Annotated in this window: 15 protein-coding genes; 6 read left to right on the forward strand and 9 right to left on the reverse strand. The window is 67.4% G+C overall.

The window, feature by feature from the left end:
- Window positions 1-68 precede the first annotated feature (68 nt).
- Window positions 69-647, forward strand: a complete 579-nt coding sequence (locus tag ACYVN4_RS05765; RefSeq protein WP_460718165.1) for a DinB family protein — start codon at window positions 69-71, stop codon at window positions 645-647.
- A 3-nt stretch (window positions 648-650) separates the two neighbouring features.
- Here the strand turns inward: ACYVN4_RS05765 and ACYVN4_RS05770 are convergent, their stop codons facing one another.
- The gene (locus tag ACYVN4_RS05770; RefSeq protein WP_460718166.1) at window positions 651-1838 is read right to left on the reverse strand and encodes a serine hydrolase domain-containing protein; all 1188 of its coding nucleotides are present in this window, start codon (window positions 1836-1838) and stop codon (window positions 651-653) included.
- A gap of 202 nt (window positions 1839-2040) precedes the next feature.
- Between ACYVN4_RS05770 and ACYVN4_RS05775 the strand changes: the two genes are divergently transcribed.
- The 4 genes from ACYVN4_RS05775 to ACYVN4_RS05790 all read left to right on the forward strand — a co-directional run bounded on the left by ACYVN4_RS05775 (window position 2041) and on the right by ACYVN4_RS05790 (window position 5516).
- Window positions 2041-3474, forward strand: coding sequence for an amino acid permease (locus ACYVN4_RS05775; protein WP_460718167.1), 1434 nt, complete (start codon window positions 2041-2043; stop codon window positions 3472-3474).
- A 51-nt stretch (window positions 3475-3525) separates the two neighbouring features.
- On the forward strand, window positions 3526-4338 hold the full coding sequence (locus tag ACYVN4_RS05780; protein WP_460718168.1) for a serine hydrolase domain-containing protein: 813 nt from the start codon (window positions 3526-3528) through the stop codon (window positions 4336-4338).
- A gap of 121 nt (window positions 4339-4459) precedes the next feature.
- Window positions 4460-4993 (forward strand): DUF3145 domain-containing protein, encoded by a 534-nt coding sequence (locus ACYVN4_RS05785; RefSeq protein ID WP_460718169.1) that lies wholly within the window; start codon window positions 4460-4462, stop codon window positions 4991-4993.
- An 85-nt stretch (window positions 4994-5078) separates the two neighbouring features.
- The gene (locus ACYVN4_RS05790; RefSeq protein WP_460718170.1) at window positions 5079-5516 is read left to right on the forward strand and encodes a hypothetical protein; all 438 of its coding nucleotides are present in this window, start codon (window positions 5079-5081) and stop codon (window positions 5514-5516) included.
- On the opposite strand, the gene ACYVN4_RS05795 is transcribed toward ACYVN4_RS05790, so the two are convergent.
- Window positions 5505-7976 (reverse strand): serine/threonine-protein kinase, encoded by a 2472-nt coding sequence (locus tag ACYVN4_RS05795; protein ID WP_460718171.1) that lies wholly within the window; start codon window positions 7974-7976, stop codon window positions 5505-5507. The two genes, ACYVN4_RS05790 and ACYVN4_RS05795, sit on opposite strands and share 12 nt — an antisense overlap.
- Before the next feature lie 244 nt (window positions 7977-8220).
- Here ACYVN4_RS05795 and ACYVN4_RS05800 point away from each other — a divergent pair, with 244 nt between their 5' ends.
- On the forward strand, window positions 8221-9612 hold the full coding sequence (locus ACYVN4_RS05800) for an FAD-binding oxidoreductase (protein ID WP_460718172.1): 1392 nt from the start codon (window positions 8221-8223) through the stop codon (window positions 9610-9612).
- Between the two features lie 2 nt (window positions 9613-9614).
- On the opposite strand, the gene dctA is transcribed toward ACYVN4_RS05800, so the two are convergent.
- The 7 genes from dctA to aceE all read right to left on the reverse strand — a co-directional run bounded on the left by dctA (window position 9615) and on the right by aceE (window position 19651).
- The gene (gene dctA, locus ACYVN4_RS05805; RefSeq protein ID WP_460718173.1) at window positions 9615-10964 is read right to left on the reverse strand and encodes a C4-dicarboxylate transporter DctA; all 1350 of its coding nucleotides are present in this window, start codon (window positions 10962-10964) and stop codon (window positions 9615-9617) included.
- A 179-nt stretch (window positions 10965-11143) separates the two neighbouring features.
- A complete protein-coding gene (locus ACYVN4_RS05810; protein ID WP_460718174.1) occupies window positions 11144-12574 on the reverse strand; it encodes an acyl-CoA carboxylase subunit beta in 1431 nt (476 codons plus the stop codon).
- Window positions 12575-12736: 162 nt separating this feature from the next.
- Window positions 12737-13987 (reverse strand): KasA/KasB family beta-ketoacyl-ACP synthase, encoded by a 1251-nt coding sequence (locus ACYVN4_RS05815; protein ID WP_379365416.1) that lies wholly within the window; start codon window positions 13985-13987, stop codon window positions 12737-12739.
- A 9-nt stretch (window positions 13988-13996) separates the two neighbouring features.
- The gene (gene acpM / locus ACYVN4_RS05820; RefSeq protein ID WP_379365415.1) at window positions 13997-14299 is read right to left on the reverse strand and encodes a meromycolate extension acyl carrier protein AcpM; all 303 of its coding nucleotides are present in this window, start codon (window positions 14297-14299) and stop codon (window positions 13997-13999) included.
- Between the two features lie 95 nt (window positions 14300-14394).
- Complete coding sequence (locus ACYVN4_RS05825; RefSeq protein ID WP_460718175.1) at window positions 14395-15309, reverse strand: ACP S-malonyltransferase; 915 nt, start codon at window positions 15307-15309, stop codon at window positions 14395-14397.
- Window positions 15310-15436: 127 nt separating this feature from the next.
- On the reverse strand, window positions 15437-16738 hold the full coding sequence (locus ACYVN4_RS05830) for a PucR family transcriptional regulator (RefSeq protein WP_460718372.1): 1302 nt from the start codon (window positions 16736-16738) through the stop codon (window positions 15437-15439).
- 45 nt (window positions 16739-16783) lie between these two features.
- A complete protein-coding gene (aceE, locus tag ACYVN4_RS05835; RefSeq protein ID WP_460718373.1) occupies window positions 16784-19651 on the reverse strand; it encodes a pyruvate dehydrogenase (acetyl-transferring), homodimeric type in 2868 nt (955 codons plus the stop codon).
- Between the last annotated feature and the right edge of the window lie 107 nt (window positions 19652-19758).

A 19758-nucleotide genomic window follows, 5' to 3' on the forward strand; every position in this document is an offset into this window, starting at 1 on the left:
CGCCATCTTGGTGACGGTTGGCAGGATATTAGTGGCCGATAATCTAGCGCCAGATTAGGTTATCGGTCATGCCGATCGTTCCCGATGCCAAAGACTGGACCTGGGTGCTCGAACGCACCTGCGCCGAATGCGGATTCGTCCCCGAGGACACCGTCTTCGAGGCCGTGCCGGGAGTGACCCGCGACAGCGCCGCCCGCCTGGCCGTCGCCCTGCAGCGCCCCGACGCCGCACAGCGCCCCGACGACTCGACCTGGTCCACGCTGGAATACGCGGCACATGTTCGCGACGTGTGCCGCATTTTCACCCACCGCCTCGACATCGCCCGCGCCGGTGGCGCCCGGCCGGGACCGGTCATCGCCGCCTACGACACCACGGTCACCGTGGGGGACAACGGGATTCCCATGTTCGCCAACTGGGACCAGGACGCCACCGCGCTTGCCGCCGACTACTCCGCCGCTGAAACCGCTGTCGTGGCAGTGGAACTCGCCGATGCTGCCGAAACCGCGGCGCGCGCCTTCGAGGCCGTGCCGGTCGCCGAGCGGGACAAGGCGGCGCTGCGCAGCAACGGTTCCGCCTTCACCATCGACTCGATGGCGCGCTACTTCCTGCACGACCTCGTGCACCACGTCCACGACGTGCGGGGCTGAACCTCACCCGCAGCGCAGTAGCGCCTCGCGCAGATTGCGGGAGCGGACATCGTCGAGCACCGCCATGCCCAGCCGGTTCATCACGTACCCGAACCCGAGACCCGTTGCCGGATCGGCGAATCCGAACGAACCGCCGTAACCGGTGGTGCCGTACGCACGCTTGTCGGTGCCGAACCGGAAGCTGCCCCGCGATTTCCGGAAGCCCAGGTGATAGCGGCTGGGCGTGAGCAGCACCAGGTCTCCGGCGGGCACGTCGTCGGCGGTGTCGGCGGCCGCCAGGAGATCCAGCAGCGCCTTGTCGATGGGTAGCTCGCCGGTCTGCTTGGCGGCCGCGCCGTACACCCGGGCCAGCGCCCGGGCGGTGCCGACACCACCGGCGGCCGGGCTCTCCACCGAGAGGAATTCCCGTCGCGCGGCGCGGGCGGGCGCGCCGACCTGCGGGCTGTTGAGGGCGCGGAAGGACAGTCCGCGCTTGCCGTAGAGCTGAATCCCGATGCGCACCGGAAGATCTCGCTCGTAGCGCAGAATGTCCAGGCCCTCGGTGGCCGACAGGGTAGCCACCCGATCCATCGAAACCTCGTCCGGCAGACCGATATAGAACTCCGCGCCCAACGGCCCGGCGATATCCTCGGCGAAGATCCGCCCCAGCGTGCGATGGTGCGGATCCACCCGCCGCAGCAGCTCACCCTGGTACAGCCCGGCCGTGATCGGGTGATAGCCCTGCCGAGTTCCCGGCCGCCACAACGGTTTCTGCTCGGCCAGCACCACCGCCATGCCGTCCAGATCGGCCATATCGGTGAGCCGGAACGGCCGATCCAGCGCCGCCAGCCCGGCCTGATGATCCAGCAACTGCCGCACGGTGATCGATTCCTTGCCGTGCGCGGCGAACTCCGGCCAGTGCAGCGCCACCGGATCCTCGTAGTCCAGCAGCCCCTGCGACACCGCGGCGGCCATCGTGAACGCGGCCATCCCCTTGGTCGAGGACCACACCGGGGCCATGGTGTCGCGCTCCCACGGCACCTGCCGCTTGCGATCGCGATGCCCGGCCCACAGCTCCACCACCGGCTTGTCCCCGTCGAATACGGCCACCGCCGCACCGATCTCGCCGTGCCGGGTGAAATTGCGGCGGAACGCGTCGGCGACCGGACCGAAGCCGGAGTCCACCTCGCCGTGGATAACCTGCTCACTCATGATGCGTCGATGGTAGCCGGGGGTATCGGTCCCGCGGCACCCCTGCGACGCAGGTGACCGCCCTGCGATGCACCGCGCGACCGCACTGCGACCCACCCCACAGCGGTGTCACGCCACCGCGTAACTATGACCCGTGGGAATCCCCTCGGACACGACACCCTGATGGCCGGAATGCGCCTCTGACCAGGTAGCGTCGCCGTACATGCCTGGACTACAGCGGATTACCGCGTCATTGCTGCGGACCAAGCCCGTCGAACAGCTCACCTCCGACGGCGAGCACACCGCACTGCGGCGCAGCATGGGCCTGATTCCATTGATCGCGCTGTCGGTCGGCGCGACGCTCGGCACCGGCATCTTCGTGGTCCTCGGCGAGGCCGCCCCGCTGGCTGGGCCCGCCGTCGTCGTCTCCTTCGTGATCGCCGCCCTGGCCGCGCTGTTCTCGGCGCTCTCCTACGCCGAACTGGCCAGTGCCGTCCCGGTATCCGGGTCGGCCTACTCGTATACCTATGCGACGCTGGGCGAGATCGTGGCTTGGATCTGCGGCTGGTGCTTGCTGCTGGAGTACGGCGTCTCGGTGGCGGCGGTGGCCGTCGGGTGGGGTGCGTACCTCAACGAGTTCCTCGGCTCGACCGTCGGCTGGCGGATTCCGGATGTGCTGGCGCAACCGCCCGGGGCGGGTGGCGTGTTCAATCTGCCCGCCGCCATCGTCGTGCTGCTCGCGACCGTGGTGCTGCTCGGTGGCGTCCGCGAGAGCGCGCGCGTCACCACCGTCACCACCACGATCAAGATCGCGGTGCTGATCTTCTTCGTCTGCGTGGCCGTCACCGCGTTCGATTCCTCGAACCTGCACCCCTTCTCGCCCTACGGCGTCTCCGGCGTCGGCGCGGCCGCCTCCATGGTGTTCTTCTCCTTCATCGGCTTCGACGCCGCCTCCACCGCCGGAGAAGAGGCCAAGAACCCGCAGCGAGATCTGCCGCGCGCCATCATCATTTCGCTGGGCATCGTGACCCTGATGTACGTGCTGGTGGCGCTGACCGCCGTCGGCGCGGTCGGCGTCGACAACGTCAGCAGCTCCGGCGCGTCCCTCGCGACCGTGCTCGAGACGGTCACCGGGCGCGGCTGGCCCGCCACGATCCTCGCGGGCGGCGCGGTCATCGCCATCGCCTCGGTGGTGCTGACCGTGCTGTACGGGCAGACCCGCATCCTGGTCGCCATGTCTCGCGACGGTCTGATGCCGCCGGTGCTCTCGCGCGTCGGCAAGCAGCGGGTGCCGACGGTCAACACGCTCATCGTGGGCGGCGTGGTGGCCGTGCTGTCGGCGCTGGTGCCGCTCGGAGAACTGGTGAACGCCACCAATATCGGCACCCTGGTGTCCTTCGGGCTGGTGAACATCGGCGTGCTGGTGCTGCGCCGCACCAAACCCGACCTGCCGCGCTCCTTCCGCACCCTGGTGCCGCTGGTGCCGGTGATCGGCGTCGCCATGTGCGTGTGGCTGCTCATCCACCTGCCCGGCGTCACCTGGCTGGCCTTCACCCTGTGGTCGGCCGTCGGCCTGGTCGTCTACTTCGGCTACGGCCGCCGCCGCTCCCTGCTGGACAAGGCCACGAAAGCCGAAGCGCCCGAAATATATTCGTAGCTGCACCGGAGCGAATCGGTTGGACCGATCGAGCACACGTAGGCTCAGTGTGTGCGAGCGCTGGAGCAGATTCAACGGTGGCCGGTCCGGAACGCGGCGGCGGGCGTCGTCGTGCGCGGCAAGGGTGTGGTGGACACCGAGGGCGATACCGCGAAGGTCTTTCCCCTCGCCTCGGTGACCAAACCGCTTGTGGCGTACGGGGTTCTAGTGGCCGTCGAGGAGGGTGCGATCGAACTCGATCAGCCCGCCGGGCCACCCGGATCGACGGTGCGGCATCTGCTGGCGCACACCTCCGGACTGGCCTTCGACTCCGGTGAGGTGCTGGCCCAGCCCGGTGCCAAGCGCATCTACTCCAGCGCCGGGTTCGAGGTGCTCGCGGATTTCGTTGCCGCGCAGACGGGTATCCCCTTCGGTTCCTACCTGCATGAAGCGGTATTCGAGCCGCTGGGCATGACCTCCTCGGTGTTGGCGGGCCCGGCCGGGCACGCGGGCCGATCCTCGGTCGCAGATCTGCTGCGGTTCGCTGAAGAATTGCTGAACCCGGCGGTTGTGAGTGCGGAATTGGTTTCCGAAGCAAGCACAGTGCAATTCCCGGACCGCAATGGGATCCTGCCGGGATACGGGTCGCAGCGCCCCAATGACTGGGGCCTCGGTTTCGAAATCCGTGATCACAAGGTGCCGCACTGGACCGGTACTGCGAACTCGCCGCGGACTTTCGGGCACTTCGGGCAGTCCGGGACATTTCTCTGGGTCGATCCGGAAGTCGGCATAGCGTGTCTCGCACTGGCGGACGAAAATTTCGGAGACTGGGCCCGCGTGGCGTGGCCACCCCTCAGTGACGCCGTGATCGTGGAGTTTGAGTAGTAGTCGACACGGGCAATAAGTAACACACGCAACATCGGGCACTCCAGTAAACTCGGGCAACGCCGAGCATCGAGACGGGCCGTTGGGGAAGACGTCCCTCGTCGAGCCGGAGGTGTCAGTGGTGCGTGTGTCCGATCAGTTCGCGGAGTCGACGTCTGGAGTCGTCTATATCCATTCGTCGCCGGCCGCGCTGTGCCCACATATCGAATGGGCGCTCACCTCCACCCTCAAGGCCCCCGCGAAACTCCGGTGGACCGCGCAACCCGCGGATCCCGGAAATTTGCGAGCCACCACCGACTGGTACGGCCCGGTCGGTACCGGTGGCAGATTAGCTAGAGCATTGCGGGATTGGCCGGTCCTGTATTTCGAGGTCACCGAGGAACCCAGTGAGGGTGTTGACGGCGAACGCTTTTCCTTCGTCCCCGGCCTCGGCCTGTGGAACTGTGTGACCAGCGCGAGCGGGGACCTCGTGGTCGGCGAGAACCGGCTGCGCGCCATCGTCGCCGAGGCCCGCGCTCACGGTCGGACCTCCGCCACCGAGATCGCCGCCGAGATCGACCGGGCGCTCGGCACCGCCTGGGACGACGTCCTCGAGCCCTACCGCCTCGGCGGTGACGGTGCGGAGGTCACCTGGCTGCGCCGCGACGTCGGCTGACCCGACCACCTATGCGTGGCATCCCTCGCGAACTCCGCGAACCGGGCAGAATGCCCAGAGAGCGACAGTCGACGAGGAGGATTTCGTGCGGACCACAGCGAAGATCGCAGGCGCGGCCCTGCCTTTGACAGCGGCCGTCGTGGCCCTGACAGCGGCCCTGACCCTCACCGCCTGCAACGACAGCACCTCCACCGCGGCCGTCGGCAGCAGCACCCCGAAGCCCGCCGCCCCCGCCGCCGCGGGACCCTTCCCCGCCGCCGGCCACCAGGCCGTCCACTGCGGCACCGGCCCGTGGGGCCTCGCCGTCGTAGCCTCCACCGCCCACGGCGACGACTTCTGCCCCACCGCCCTCTCGGTGGTGACCGCCTACGCCGACGAACGCAGCAAGAAATCCACCGGCGACATCGCCGTCACCGTCGACACCATCCGCTGGGTCTGCGGCGAACGCCAAGGCGACCCCAATCCGTTCCAGGAATGCGCCAGCCAGAACGAATCCGCCGACAAGGTCCGCCTACTCTCCTGAATCGACCTGTCGCCGTGAGCTTTTCACGAGCGCGGCCAGGTTCACGACCGCCAATGCGAGCATGATGCCGATGAACCATTCGGCTGGCGCCGCACTCTTTTGCGTGAACGGCGGCTTCGTCGTGTAGGCGCCCCATTGGTCGAGGCCGTGGGTTTGCGAGTAAAGAAACAATCCGATCGCCACACCGCCCAGGGCCAACCCGATTACGGCGGCGCTTGCCGAACCTCGGGGCCGGAGGAACGCCGCGACCACGGCCATCGCGGTGAGCACGGCCGCAGCGGCGGTGATCCACGAGTAATCGTCGCGCAGAAACGCCCACCCCTCCGGCTGCATACGCGTGAAAACCACTGCCACGCAGGCAGCTGACCCGAGTGCGAGGCTGGCGATCGACAGCAGGTCGCGTGGCAGCCGAACACCGACAGAGAAGCCGCCGCGCATCCACAGCGCCAGCACTCCGCAGACACCCGACAGGACGATCGCGTAATGCCCGAGAAGCGTGAAGGTATAGCCGGAGCCGGGCGCGAATCGATACAGGGAGAACGGATGCGGATTCTCGGCCATCCGAATCCCCAGCGTCTGAAGCACGGCCGTACCCCACAACCCGGTCAGCCCGAACCCGGCCAGCAATGCCTGACCCACCCCACTGCGTCGTCGCAGTGCAAGCGCCACCGCACCACCGATTCCCGCCCCGACCGCGAGCGCGACAATGTAGTGCTTTCCCTGGTAGACGATCGAATCGACATCGTGCGGCAAGGCTTCGTCGTACACGGCGAACGGCCACCGCAACCCATAGACCAGCAGCCCTGCGCCCAAGAGCGCGAATGGCCCCGGCAGCCAGGACAGGAATTCCGCGATCCGCCCCCGCACGCGTGGCGCAGAGGCAGTGCGCCCCGCCTCACTGTCGGTACCCGGCCGGTCAGCGACGCCGAACTCGGACGGGTGCGCGGTGCCGCCACCCGGCCCAGCTGTGCCGGATGCGCGGAGATGCTGGGCCGGTACGTCGGGAAGATCGGCTACAGCACTTGATGATTCGGCGATGTTCGTGGGCCGTGGACCTATGAACTGCGGGCCTCCCGCCGCGTCTGCGGCAGCAGGATAGAGCGCGGCAGCGACGTTCGCGGCGGGGGAGCCGGGTGCGGGCGGCGGCTCCCCCTCGGCAGAGACGTCGCGCCGCAGTGCCGGGCCCGGCAGCTTCGCCGGCCTCGTCGCGCCAGTTGCTCGGAGGTCGTCATGGGCTGCCGTATTCGGCAGATCCAGCTTGGGACCGGATGACTCGTCGTGGCCACGTCGGGCGGTGGGCAGGCGGGGGCTGTCCATGGTGGAGGCGCCGCCCAGGATCTCGCGGGCGGCGGAGGCGACGGCCGGGATGTCGCTGATTGCGATGTCCCGCAGGGCTTTCCGGGCCGTGTCGGCGCGGAACTCGTCGCTGGAGGACAGGAGGGTGCCCAGGGCTTGCACTGCGCCCTGTCGGATTTCGGGGTGTGGGCTATCGAGGGCGGTGCGGATCGAGTCCGGCAGGTCTGCGCGGGACGTGGTATCCGGTGAATCCGCCGGGGGGAGGGTGGCCACGGATTCGGGGCGGGGTGGTGCGGCGAGAGTTGGTGCGGTGCGGGGATTTCCGCGGGCGACCTGCGCGCTGGTCAGGACCCGGGTGGCGGCGTCGGCGAGTGCGATGCAGCTGGGGTAGCGGTCGTCCGGGTTCTTGGCCATGGCGATGGCGATCACGTCGTTCAGGCCCGGTGGCAGCCCGGGGCGGCTGTCGGTCGGGCGGGGTGGGGGAGCGGTGAGGTGGGCGGCGAGGATGGCCGCCTGGTCGGTGCGGGGGAAAGGCGTTGTGGCGGTGAGTAGTTCGTAGAGGGTGCAGCCGAGGGAGTAGATGTCGGCGCGGTGGTCGGCGGTGGTGCCGTGGAAGCGTTCGGGGGCGGCGTAGGCGAAGGTGGCTGCCGTGCCGGTGAGGGTAAGGGTGTCGTCCAGGGCGCGGGCGATGCCGAAGTCGGTGAGCAGGGCGCGGTCTCGGTGGGGTGCGCCGCGGTCGAGGAGGATGTTGCCCGGTTTCACGTCGCGGTGCAGGACACCGTGCTGGTGTGCGTAGTCGAGGCCGTGGGCCGCATCGGTGAGAATGCGCACCGCTTCGTCGGGGGAGAGTGGACCGCCGCGTTCGGCCAACCGCTGCGCCACATCGCCGCCGGACACGAATTTCATGGATATCCAAGGACTTTCGGCCTCGGAGTCCGCGCGGTCGTAGATGGCCACGATGTTCGGATGCTCGAGCCGCGCCGCCTCCCGCTCGAACCGGGCTCGGCCGCGCGGGTCGGCGGCGATCAAGTCCCCCAGCACCTTCAACGCGACCAGCCGATCCAATCGCGGATTGCGCGCCAGATAGACGACCCCCATGCCCCCACTGCCGAGCACCCGCTCGATGGTGAACCCCGCGAACCCCGCCCCCGGTTCGAGCCGCATACCACTGCCTCCGCCACATCCCCTATGCCAGCCAGGCAACCATACGCCCGGGTCTGATCGGTCGCCCGGCAATTCGGGTGACCGCACCCGCCACGCCCCGGCATGAACCTCGCGGCGCTCGGCTGCGTAACGACTGGAACGCGGCACGACACCGAGGGGCGGTCGACAGGGCGAACGACCGATGTGCCGGTGCCGCCGCGCCACCTGGATTCGCCCCCGAACATCAACCCTCGAGGAGCCGACCATGACCACAGCCCGCATCGACATCGAAGGATTACGCACCGCCGTCGACGGGGTGGTGATCACCGCCGAAGACCCGGAATACCAAGCGGCGCGCCAAGTGTGGAACGGCTGCTTCGACCGCCACCCGGCGGTGATCGTCCGCCCATCCAGCGCAGCCGGGGTAGCGGCGGCGGTGCGGGCCGCCCGAGCCCACGGCCTGGACCTGACCGTCCGCGGCGGCGGCCACAACTATGCCGGGCACGCGGTCGCCGACGACGCCATGATGATCGACCTGCGTGCGCTGAACGCCGTCACCGTCGACCCGGAAGCCAAGCTCGCCCACTGCGGCGGCGGGGCCCTGTGGGCCGATGTCGACGCCGCCACCACCGCGCACGGCCTCGCCTTCACCGGCGGCTTCATCAGCCACACCGGCATCGGCGGCCTCACCCTCGGCGGCGGGATGGGCTGGCTCACCATGCGCCACGGCCTGAGCTGCGACAACCTGGCCGCGGCCGAGGTCGTCACCGCCGACGGCCGCATCGTCACCGCGTCGTCGGGCGAGAACGCCGACCTGTACTGGGGATTGCGTGGCGGCGGAGGCAATTTCGGCATTGTCACCCGATTCAGCTTCACCCTGCACGAACTCTCACCGCTGGCCCAACTCGCTATGCTGTGGTGGACCCCCGACAACGGTGCCGAGGGTCTCGCGGTCGGTCGCGTGCTCATCGAATCCCTGCCCGAGGGCTACTGCGCCGCCGTATTCGCGGTCTGCGGCCCGCCAGCCCCGTTCGTCCCCGAGCGCTATCAGGGACAGCCCGGATTCGCCGTCGGCATAGCGGGTTTCGGGACGTCCGACGAACTCGAATCGGCGCTGAAGCTCCTGCGTGATGCCGCCCCGGCCCCCGCATGGGAACTGGTCACCCCCATCCCGTACACCGCCTTGCAGCAGATGTTCGACGAGGCGGCCCCACACGGGTTCTACGCCTACGAGAAGGCCCTCTACGTCGACGATCTGACCGACGACGTGCTCGCCCCGATCATCGCCCGCTACCCGCTGCGCAACTCCCCGCTGACCATCGTCCCGATCTTCCCGCTGCGCGGCCGATACAGCGAAATTGCGGACGAGGAAACAGCTTTCAGCGGTCCCCGGCGCCCGTGCTGGGTCATCAATATCAGCGCCATGACCCCCGACCCCACCGGCTTCTCCACCGAACGCCAGTGGGTCCGTGACCTCTGGGACGACCTCCGGCCCCACGCGAACTCCGCGGCCACCTACGTCAATTTCCTTGCCGACAACGATCCCGCTCGCCTGCGAGAGTCATACGGCGACAAGTACTCCCGTCTCGCGGCTCTCAAGGCCACCTGGGACCCCGACAACGTCTTCCACCACAACGCCAACATCCCCCCGGCCTGACCTCAGGCCCGCACCGGATCCGCCATCGGATCCGGATCCGCGAGCGGCTCGACCGGTTGCCTGTCCAGCACCCGCGCGAGCCGCTCGCCATCCAGCTGCCCCTCCCACCTCGCGACCACCAGGGTGGCGACACAGTTGCCGAGCAGGTTCACCGTCACCCGCATGGAGTCCATGAGGCGATCCGCACCGAGCAGAATCGCCACCGCCGCAACGGGAATCGATCCGTGTCCGATGGCGCTGACCGTGGCCGACAAGGCCAAAAAAGAGGAGCCCGGGACGCCCGCCATGCCCTTCGAGGTCAGCATGAGTGCGAGCAGGGCCGTGATCTGCTCGCCCACACTGAGATTCACGTCCAATGCTTGTGCCAGGAACAGGACACAGATGGCGAGATAGAGCGTCGCACCGTCCAGATTGAACGAATACCCGGTCGGCACAACCAAACCCGTGGTCGCCCGCGAGCAGCCCGCGTCCACCAGTTTGGTCATGATGCGCGGCAACACCACCTCGGTCGAAGCCGTGCCCAGCGCCACGAACAGCTCATCCTTGATGTAGCGCACGAACTTCCACAGACTCGCGCCCGCGAAGATGTGGGTGATCGCGGCCAACACGAGTATGAACAACACCGCCGCCCCGTAGCAGCAGGCGATCAGCTTCCCGTACGTGCCGAGGGCTTTCAGCCCGTACTGCCCGATGATGTACGCCATCGCCCCGAACGCGCCCAGCGGCGACAGCCGCATGATCCACCCGATGACGATGAACAGAATCCGGCTCACGTGATCGATGGCCTCCAGCACCACCGGCGGCCCGTTCTCCCCGAACTTCGCCAGCGCCAGCCCGAACAACACCGACACGAACAACACCTGCAACAGCTTGTTCTCCGCGAACGCCGAGACCAGCGACGTCGGAATGACATTCAGCAGAAAATCGACGGTGTGCGGCAACTCGGCCTTCTGCGTCGTCTTCGCGACCTGATCGGCCCCGGTCGCCAGCGTCTGCGCATCGATGCTGAACCCCGCGCCCGGCTTCACCAGATTCCCCACCAGCAACCCGAACAGCAGCGCGAAGGTGGTGACCACCTCGAAGTAGATCAGCGCCTTCACGCCGATCCGCCCCACCGACTTCAGATTCCCCACATGCGCGATCCCCAGCACCACCGTGCAGAACACGATCGGCGCGATCACCATCTTGATCAGCTTGATGAACCCGTCCCCCAACGGTTTCAGATCCGTCCCGAGCTGCGGCCAGACCTTGCCGACGATGATCCCCGCCACCACCGCCACCAGCAGCTGCGTGAACATCGAGCGATACCAGGGCGTACGCGGGACCGCCGCCGCGTCGAGCTTCTCCAACATGCCCGCACGCTAGAAACACCGGGTGTCACCCCCGTATCCCGCGCGTATCGCCGAAATTTCGTAAGTTTTGTACACGGCGGCCCGAGTCCCCGCCTACCTCGGCGTAAATCGGGTCCAATATCACGAAAGCGGGCGGTCTCCATAGGAGACCGCCCGCTATTGCGTTGCCGCGTAACCGATTACAGCGGGATGTTCTTGTTGTGCTGCGGGCGGGCCGGGGCCGCCGCGAGCGCCGCCGCGATGGTGGAGCGGGTCTTGGCCGGGTCGACGACCTGGTCCACGACGCCGATGGCGATGGCGCGCTCGACGCCGCCCGCGATGCGCTCGTGCTCCTCGGTGAGGCGCTCGATCAGGGCCTCGCGCTCGTCCTCCGGGGCGGCGGCGATGGCCTTCTTGTGCAGGATGCCGACCGCGGCCTTGGCGCCCATGACGGCGACTTCGGAACCGGGCCAGGCGTAGACGGCCGTCGCGCCCAGCGAGCGGGCGTTCATGGCGATGTAGGCGCCGCCGTAGATCTTGCGGGTCACCAGGGTGACGCGGGGGACGCGGGCCTCGGCGAAGGCGTGCAGCAGCTTCGCGCCGCGGCGCACCACGCCCTCGAGCTCCTGCGAGACACCGGGCAGGTAGCCGGGCACGTCGGTGACGACGATCAGCGGGATACCGAAGGCGTTGCACAGGCGCACGAAACGCGAAGCCTTCTCGGCACTTTCGGAGTTGAGGCAGCCACCCAGGCGGATCGGGTTGTTGGCCAGCACGCCGACGGTGCGGCCGCCCAGGCGGCCGATGCCGACCACCATGGAGCGGGCGTAACCGCCCTGCAGCTCCTCGAAAGAGCTTTCGCCGTCGACATTGTCGAGCAGCTCGTTGATGATCGGCTTGACGTCGTAGGCGCGCTTGGCCGACGGCGGCATCATGGCCTTGAGGTCCACATCGCCGTGTGCGGCGGCGGCCAGGTCGAATTCGCCCTGCTCGGCGAACATCGAGACCAGGCGGCGCGCACGGTGCATGGCGTCCTGCTCGTCGTCGGCCATGATGTGGCAGACGCCGGACTTCTTGCCGTGGGTGACCGGGCCGCCGAGGGTCTCCATGTCCACGTTCTCACCGGTGACACTGCGGACCACGTCCGGGCCGGTGACGAAGACACGGCCCTGCGGGGCCATGATCACGATGTCGGTCAACGCGGGACCGTAGGCGGCGCCACCGGCGGCGAAGCCGAGCACCACGGAAATCTGGGGGACCTGACCGGACGCGCGAACCATGGCCTCGAAGACCAGGCCGACCGCATGCAGGGCCTCGACGCCTTCGGCGAGACGCGCGCCACCCGAATGCCACAGGCCCACCACGGGAACCTTGGAATCGATGGCGGTGTCGATCGCGTCGACGATGTGCTTGCAACCCTCGACGCCCATGGCGCCGCCCATCACGGTCGCGTCGGAGCAGTAGGCGACGGTGCGAACGCCGTCGATCTCACCGATGGCGGCCAGCACGCCGGACTTGTCGCGGGGGTGGAGCGGAAGAACAGTTCCGGGATCGAAGAAGCGCTGCAACCGACCCAGCGGGTCACGGGGATCGGTCGTGGTATCCGCATGCGCGGGAGCCATGATGGTCATCGCAAACTCTCCTCATAAAGGGAAGCGCGGTCGCTGAGAGCGGCTGCTGATGTCGTTGCCCCGGTAGAGGATTCGGATGCGGGGTTGCCAAATCCGAATCCCCTACCGGGTGTTCGTCTTACTGACCGGTTCTAGAAGTGCGCGGTTCTTCTTAGTTGCGCGTCAGTACCGGCCGAAGGCGAGCGCGACATTGTGCCCACCGAAACCGAAAGAGTTGTTGATCGCGTACTGGATGTCCTGCTGACGCGCTGCGCCGTGCACGACATCCAGATCGATCGCCGGATCCAGGTTCTCGAGGTTCAGCGTCGGAGGGACGATGCCGTCCCGGATGCTGAGGACCGTGAGAATCGACTCGAGAGCGCCGACGGCGCCGATCGAGTGGCCCAGGGCCGACTTGGGTGCATAGATCGAGGCGTGGTTGACGCCCGCCTTGTGAATCGCGTTGGCCTCCGCGGTGTCACCCACGGGGGTGGCAGTCGCGTGAGCGTTGACGTGGGTGACGTCCTTGGCGGACAACCCGGCGGTCTGCATCGCGCGCTGCATGGCGCGAGCCGCACCACTGCCCTCCGGATCGGGAGCCACCAGGTGGAACCCGTCGGAAGTGATACCAGCACCCATGAGCCGGGCGTGAATCGTGGCACCACGAGCCTTGGCGTGCTCCTCGGTCTCGATGACCATGAGCGCGCCCGCTTCGCCGAAGACGAAGCCGTCGCGATCCTTGTCGAAGGGACGCGAGGCGCCCTTCGGGTTGTCGTTACGGGTCGACATGGCCCGCATCATGGAGAACGCGGCGATCGGCACCGAGTCGATGAAGCCCTCGACACCGCCGGTCACCATGATGTCGGCGTCGCCCATGACGATCATCCGCCACGCGTTGGCGATGGCCTCCGAACCCGACGAACACGCCGAGACCGGAGTGATCACGCCCGCACGGGCCTTGAGTTCGAGACCGACGACGGCGGACGGGCCGTTCGGCATGACCATCTGAACAGCCAGCGGCGAAATCTTGCGATAGCCACCGTTCTTCAGCTTGTCCACCGAATCGATGAGCGCGTCGCCGCCGCCGAGACCGGTGCCGATGGCCACACCCAGCCGCAGCGGGTCAACCTCGGGCGAGCCGGCGTTCTTCCACACCTCGCGACCGAGCACGGTCGCCAGACGCTCGACATACGCCATGCGTCGGATCTCGACCCGATCGAGCAGCGTGTCCGGCGACACCTTCAGGTGGCCGCCGATTCGAACCGGAAGGTCGTACTCCGCAATGAAGTCGTCCTCGAGAGTGTCGATGCCGCTCTCGCCATTGAGGAGGCCCTTCCACGTCGCATCGACGTCACCGGCGATCGACGTGGTCGCCGCCATGCTCGTTACGACGACGTTGGGAAAGTTCCCGTTCAAGGTGGAAGGAGTGGTCACGGTTCGGTCCTAGGCCTCTTCGCCGAACTTGGCCTTGAGCTCGGCGGCCGCGTCGGAGTTCTCGGCCTCGAGCTTCTGGATGTACGCCACCGCGTCGCCGACGGTCTTCAGGCTCGCCAGGTCCTCATCGGGGATCTTGACGCCGTACTTGTCCTCGGTCTGGACGGCGATCTCGACCATCGACAGCGAGTCGATGTCCAGGTCGTCGACGAAGGACTTCTCGATGGTCACCTCGGAGGGCTCGATACCGGTCACCTCTTCGATGATCTTGCCGAGCTCTTCGACGATCTGTTCCTGGGTCAGAGCGGCCACTGTGGTGGCTCCTTACTTCGTTGAGGGGTGGGGATTGATTTACGTTTGCGACCCGATTGCTTCCTCGCCGTTGAGGGAGCGGGCCGCGAGCCAAGCTAGCTGGTGGCAGTCAGCTCGGCGAGCGCGGGGAGGTCCGCGGGGGTCTTCAGCGCCAGATTCGGGGTGCCCTTGAGCTCCCGCTTGGCGATGCCGACCAGGGTGCCCGCCGGCGGCAACTCTGCCACCGCGGAAACCCCTGCCACACGGATCGTTTCGGTGCACAGATCCCACCGCACGGGGCGGGTGACCTGGGCAGCGAGCTTGTCGATCGCATCCTGACCGGAGCTGACCGGCTGCCCGTCGAAGTTCGACAGTAGGGTCCGGACCGGCTCATGGGGAGCGATCTTGGCGATGGCCTCCGCCACTGCGTCCTGGGCGGGTGCCATGAACACGGTGTGGAAGGCGCCGGCGACCGGCAGTGCACGGACGCGAGCCTTTTCGGGCGGGTTCGCGGCAAGGGCTTCGAGCGCCTCGAGCTTACCCGCCGCCACGATCTGACCCACCGCATTGCGGTTGGCCGGAACGAGCCCGAGCTCCTCGAGACGAGCGAGCACTACCGCTTCGTCACCACCGAGCACCGCGGACATTCCGGTCGGCTCGAGGGCGCACGCCTTGGCCATTTCCGCTCCGCGGATGGCGGCCAGTGCCACCGCGTCGTCGGCGGAGAGAACTCCGGCGACGGCAGCGGCGGCGAATTCGCCGACCGAGTGTCCGGCGACGACTGTATCCGCGGGAAGCGAGTCCTGCGGGATTTCAGCAAAAGCAAGCAGAGCGGCCGCGACGACGAGCGGCTGGGTGACAGCCGTGTCCACGATCTCTTCCGCGGTCGCAGTCGTGCCCAAACGCAGCAGGTCCAACCCGGAGGCCTTCGACCACAGCGCGATGCGATCCGCGGCGCCGGGAAGTTCGAGCCAAGGGGTGAGCATGCCGGGTGTCTGAGAGCCCTGTCCAGGGGCGAGCAATGCGATCACGACTCAAGAAAACACCGTGACGCCGCTCTCACGAGATGTCGGCGCGAATGAAGCTTGCTTGGCTCTTTTGTGAGGAGTCCACAAAAGACCTAGTGGGTTGTCCGGATCGCCCCATCCGCGAATCTCGTTACACCCCGTCCTTAGGGTCTGTGACGGGAGTCACATCCGTGGCAGGAGTGGGCGATTCGTTACGAGTTCGAGTCAGACGACCTACTGTGGCCGCGATACGTAACACATACGCATCGCGCGGATTCATGGGATCTCTACCCGTGATGTCCGCGATTCGCTTGAGCCGATAGCGCACCGTATTTGGATGAACGAACAGCTGGCGGGCACAGGTCTCGACGGCTCCACCGCAATCCAGGTACGCATCCAGCGTGTCCGACAAATCGGCGCTGGCGGCGGCCAACGGTAGCACGAGGTGCTCGTTCAGGGCGTCTACCGCGGCCCGGTCACCCAGCAGGGCACGTTCGGGCAGCAGTTCCGAGGCGTGCACCGGTCGCGGCGCGCCACGCCAGCCCACCACGGCCTCCATCCCGGCCATCGCCTCGACCGAACTGACGTGCGCTGCCGACAGTGTCCGCATGGTCGGGCCGATCACCACCGGGCCGTCGGAGAAGGCGTCCGCGAGCAGATCCGCGAGGAACTGCGACGGGTACAACGGGTCACCGAGATGTCCGCTGACTACCATGACGAGCCGCGAACCCTGCACAACCGCGAGGGCGTTTCGCCCATGTCGTCCGGCGACGCTATGTACGGAACTGACAACGGCCACCTGATCCTTGGGGGGCGTACCCACAAGCACCGTGGCCGGGGCTGTCGCATCCCAATTGAGAGTGGCCGCGCGCGAGAGCATCTCGGGGCCGTTGTCGCCGCGCACCACCGCGTCGACGACGAGCGCCTCCAGACGGGTGTCCCACGCGCCGCGCGACTCGGCGGCCGAGGCGTACACCGAGGCGGCCGCGAAACCGAGCTCGCGCCCGTATCGCAGCACCGCCTCGGTGAGCGCGACCAGCTGACGGTCGTTGCGCGCCAACGCCGGCAGCCACTGTTCGAAGAACTCCATGGCCACCCGGACCATGTCGACGGTCTGGCGCAGCGTCAGCCGCCGCGCCAGATCGTCCGGAATCACCTGGAAGGCATCGAGACTGAACCGGATATCCGATTCCGGGTCCTGCAGCCACTCCAGGAAGTTCACCACCGCCGTCTGCACCAGCATCTGGACGCCCGCCCGCTGGGCGGCGTCCAGATTGGCGAAGAACGGCAACCGATCCTGCATCGACGCCACGGCCTCGGTCGACAGGCGACCGGAGAACTGCTTGACCCGTTTCAGGAGAGTGTCCGGAAGCGGGTCGCGCGTCTGCCGATTCGGGGAGAGCGCGCCGGTCGGGAGATACACCTCGTGCGAGGAGGTGCCCTCTTCGTTGATCCGGCGCGGCCTCGGCGGTTTACGTTCCACGGTGTTTATGTTCGGCTATGCGTCGCCACCTTCGGTACCGGGTGCCGCCTTCGGCGCGGCGTTCACGTCGTCGATGGCGTAGCGGCGGGCCGCCTCGGCGGCGGTCGCCGGTGCGATCTTGCCCTGGGTGGCAAGGCCCTGCAGGGCCGCTACCACGATCGATGCGGCATCCACATTGAAGACGCGGCGGGCGGCCGGACGCGTATCGGAGAAACCGAAACCGTCCGTGCCGAGGGTGATGTACTCGCCCGGCACCCACTGGCGGATCTGATCCGGCACCGCGCGCATCCAATCGGAGGCGGCCACGAACGGGCCGGACGCCTTGGAGAGCACCTCGGTGACGTAGGGCAGGCCCGGATCCTGGTCGGGGTGACGGAGTTTCGCGATCTCCTTGGCGAGGGCCTCCTTGCGGAGCTCGCCCCACGAGGTCACCGAGTAGACATCCGCCTGCACGCCCCACTCCTGGGCGAGCATCTCCTGCGCGCGCAGACCGTCGGGCATGGTGACGCCCGCGACCATGATGTTGGCGCGCAGATCGCCTGCGGCACCGGGCTTGTAGAGATAGATGCCCTTCAGCAGACCCTGGATATCGAGGCCCTCCGGCTCGGCCGGCTGCACATAGGGCTCGTTGTAGAGGGTGATGTAGTAGAAGATGTCCTCGCCGCCGAACTCGTGATGCACCGAGTGCGATTCCGGGTCGGTGCCCGGCAGCGCCTCCTGGTAGCCCTGAGTCAGGCCGCCGCCGTACATGCGGCGCATGCCGTCGCGCACGATGTGGGCGATCTCGAAGGAGAACGCCGGGTCGTAGGCGACGCACGCCGGGTTGGTCGACGCGATCAGCATCGAGTGACCGTCGTTGTGCTGCAGGCCCTCACCGGTCAGCGTGGTGCGACCGGCGGTCGCTCCTAGGACGAAACCGCGGGCCATCTGATCCGCTGCCGCCCAGAGGCCGTCGCCGGTGCGCTGGAAGCCGAACATCGAATAGAAGATGTAGAGCGGGATCATCGGCTCGCCGTGGGTGGCGTAGGAGGTGCCGACCGCGGTGAAGCTGGCGGTGGAACCGGCCTCGTTGATGCCCTCGTGCAAGATCTGGCCGACGCTCGACTCCTTGTAGGCGAGCATCAGATCCGCGTCGACCGAGGTGTAGAGCTGGCCGTTGCGGTTGTAGATCTTCAGCGACGGGAACCACGAGTCCATGCCGAAGGTGCGGGCCTCGTCCGGGATGATCGGGACGATGCGCTTGCCGATCTCCTTGTCGCGCAACAGTTCCTTCATCAGGCGTACGAAGGCCATGGTGGTGGCCACGTGCTGCTTGCCGGAACCCTTGCGGACGCTGCGGTAGGCCTCGTCGCCCGGGAGCTGCAGCGGCTTGGCCATGGTGCGGCGCTCGGGCAGGTAACCGCCCAGCTGCTTGCGGCGGTCCAGCATGTACTGGATCTCCGGGGCATCCTTGCCGGGCGTGTAGTACGGCGGCAGATAGGGATTCGCCTCGAGTTCGGCGTCGGTGATCGGAATGCGCTGCAGATCGCGGAACGCCTTCAGATCGTCGAGGGTCATCTTCTTCATCTGGTGCGTGGCGTTGCGGGCCTCGAAGTGCTTGCCCAGGCCGTAGCCCTTGATGGTCTTGGCCAGGATGACCGTCGGCTGTCCCTTGTGCGCCATGGCGGCGGCGTAGGCGGCGTAGATCTTGCGGTAGTCGTGGCCGCCGCGCTTGAGGTTCCAGACCTCGGAGTCCGACAGGCCCTTGACGAGTTCCTTGGTGCGCGGGTCGCGGCCGAAGAAGTGCTCGCGGACGTACGCGCCGTCATTGGCCTTGTAGGTCTGGTAGTCACCGTCGGGCGTGGTGTTCATCAGGTTCACCAGGGCGCCGTCGCGGTCGGCCTGCAGCAGGGCGTCCCACTCGCGGCCCCACACCACCTTGATGACGTTCCAGCCGGCGCCGCGGAAGAACGACTCCAGCTCCTGAATGATCTTGCCGTTGCCGCGAACCGGGCCGTCGAGGCGCTGCAGGTTGCAGTTGATGACGAAGGTCAGGTTGTCGAGGCCCTCGTTGGCGGCGACCTGGATCAGGCCGCGCGATTCCGGCTCGTCCATCTCACCGTCGCCGAGAAACGCCCAAACATGCTGATCCGAGGTGTCTTTCAGGCCGCGATCGTGCAGGTAGTGGTTGAACCGCGCCTGGTAGATGGCGTTCATCGGGCCCAGACCCATGGAGACCGTGGGGAACTCCCAGAAGTCCGGCATCAGGCGCGGGTGCGGGTAGGACGACAGACCAGCGCCGGGACCGCCGTGGCTGTACTCCTGGCGGAAGCCGTCCATCTGGTCCGGAGTCAGGCGGCCCTCGAGGAAGGCGCGCGCGTAGACACCGGGGGAGGCGTGACCCTGGATGAAGATCTGGTCACCGCCGCCCGCGTGCTCCTTACCGCGGAAGAAGTGGTTGAAACCCACCTCGTACAGCGCGGAAGACGACGCGTAGGTCGAAATATGGCCGCCCACTCCGATTCCCGGACGCTGGGCGCGGTGCACCATGATGGCGGCGTTCCAGCGGATGTAGGCGCGGTAGCGGCGCTCCACCTCCTCGTCGCCGGGGAACCAGGGCTCGTTCTCGGTGGGGATGGTGTTGACGTAGTCGGTGGAAGTCAGCGCCGGGATGGCGACATGGCGTTCACCGGCGCGCTCGAGCAGGCGCAGCATCAGGTAGCGCGCGCGGCCGGGGCCCTCGCGGGTCAGCATCTCGTCGAACGAGTCGAGCCATTCGCTGGTCTCCTCCGGATCGATGTCCGGAAGGTAGGACGCCACCCCCTCGCGAATCACTCGAACCCGGCCCCCCGCCGGGGATTTGCGGGTCGATCCGTTGGTGGAGTTCGACGGAGTCGGGTGCATCAAGTCGGTCAAGACGATTGCTCCTCGTACACATGGGGTGGGACATCTGGTGTGGCGTCAATACCCCGGGTAACCGCTGGTCGGCGGCGTACCCGTCAGCAAAGGTT

The sequence above is a fragment of the Nocardia heshunensis genome (genome assembly GCF_054782115.1).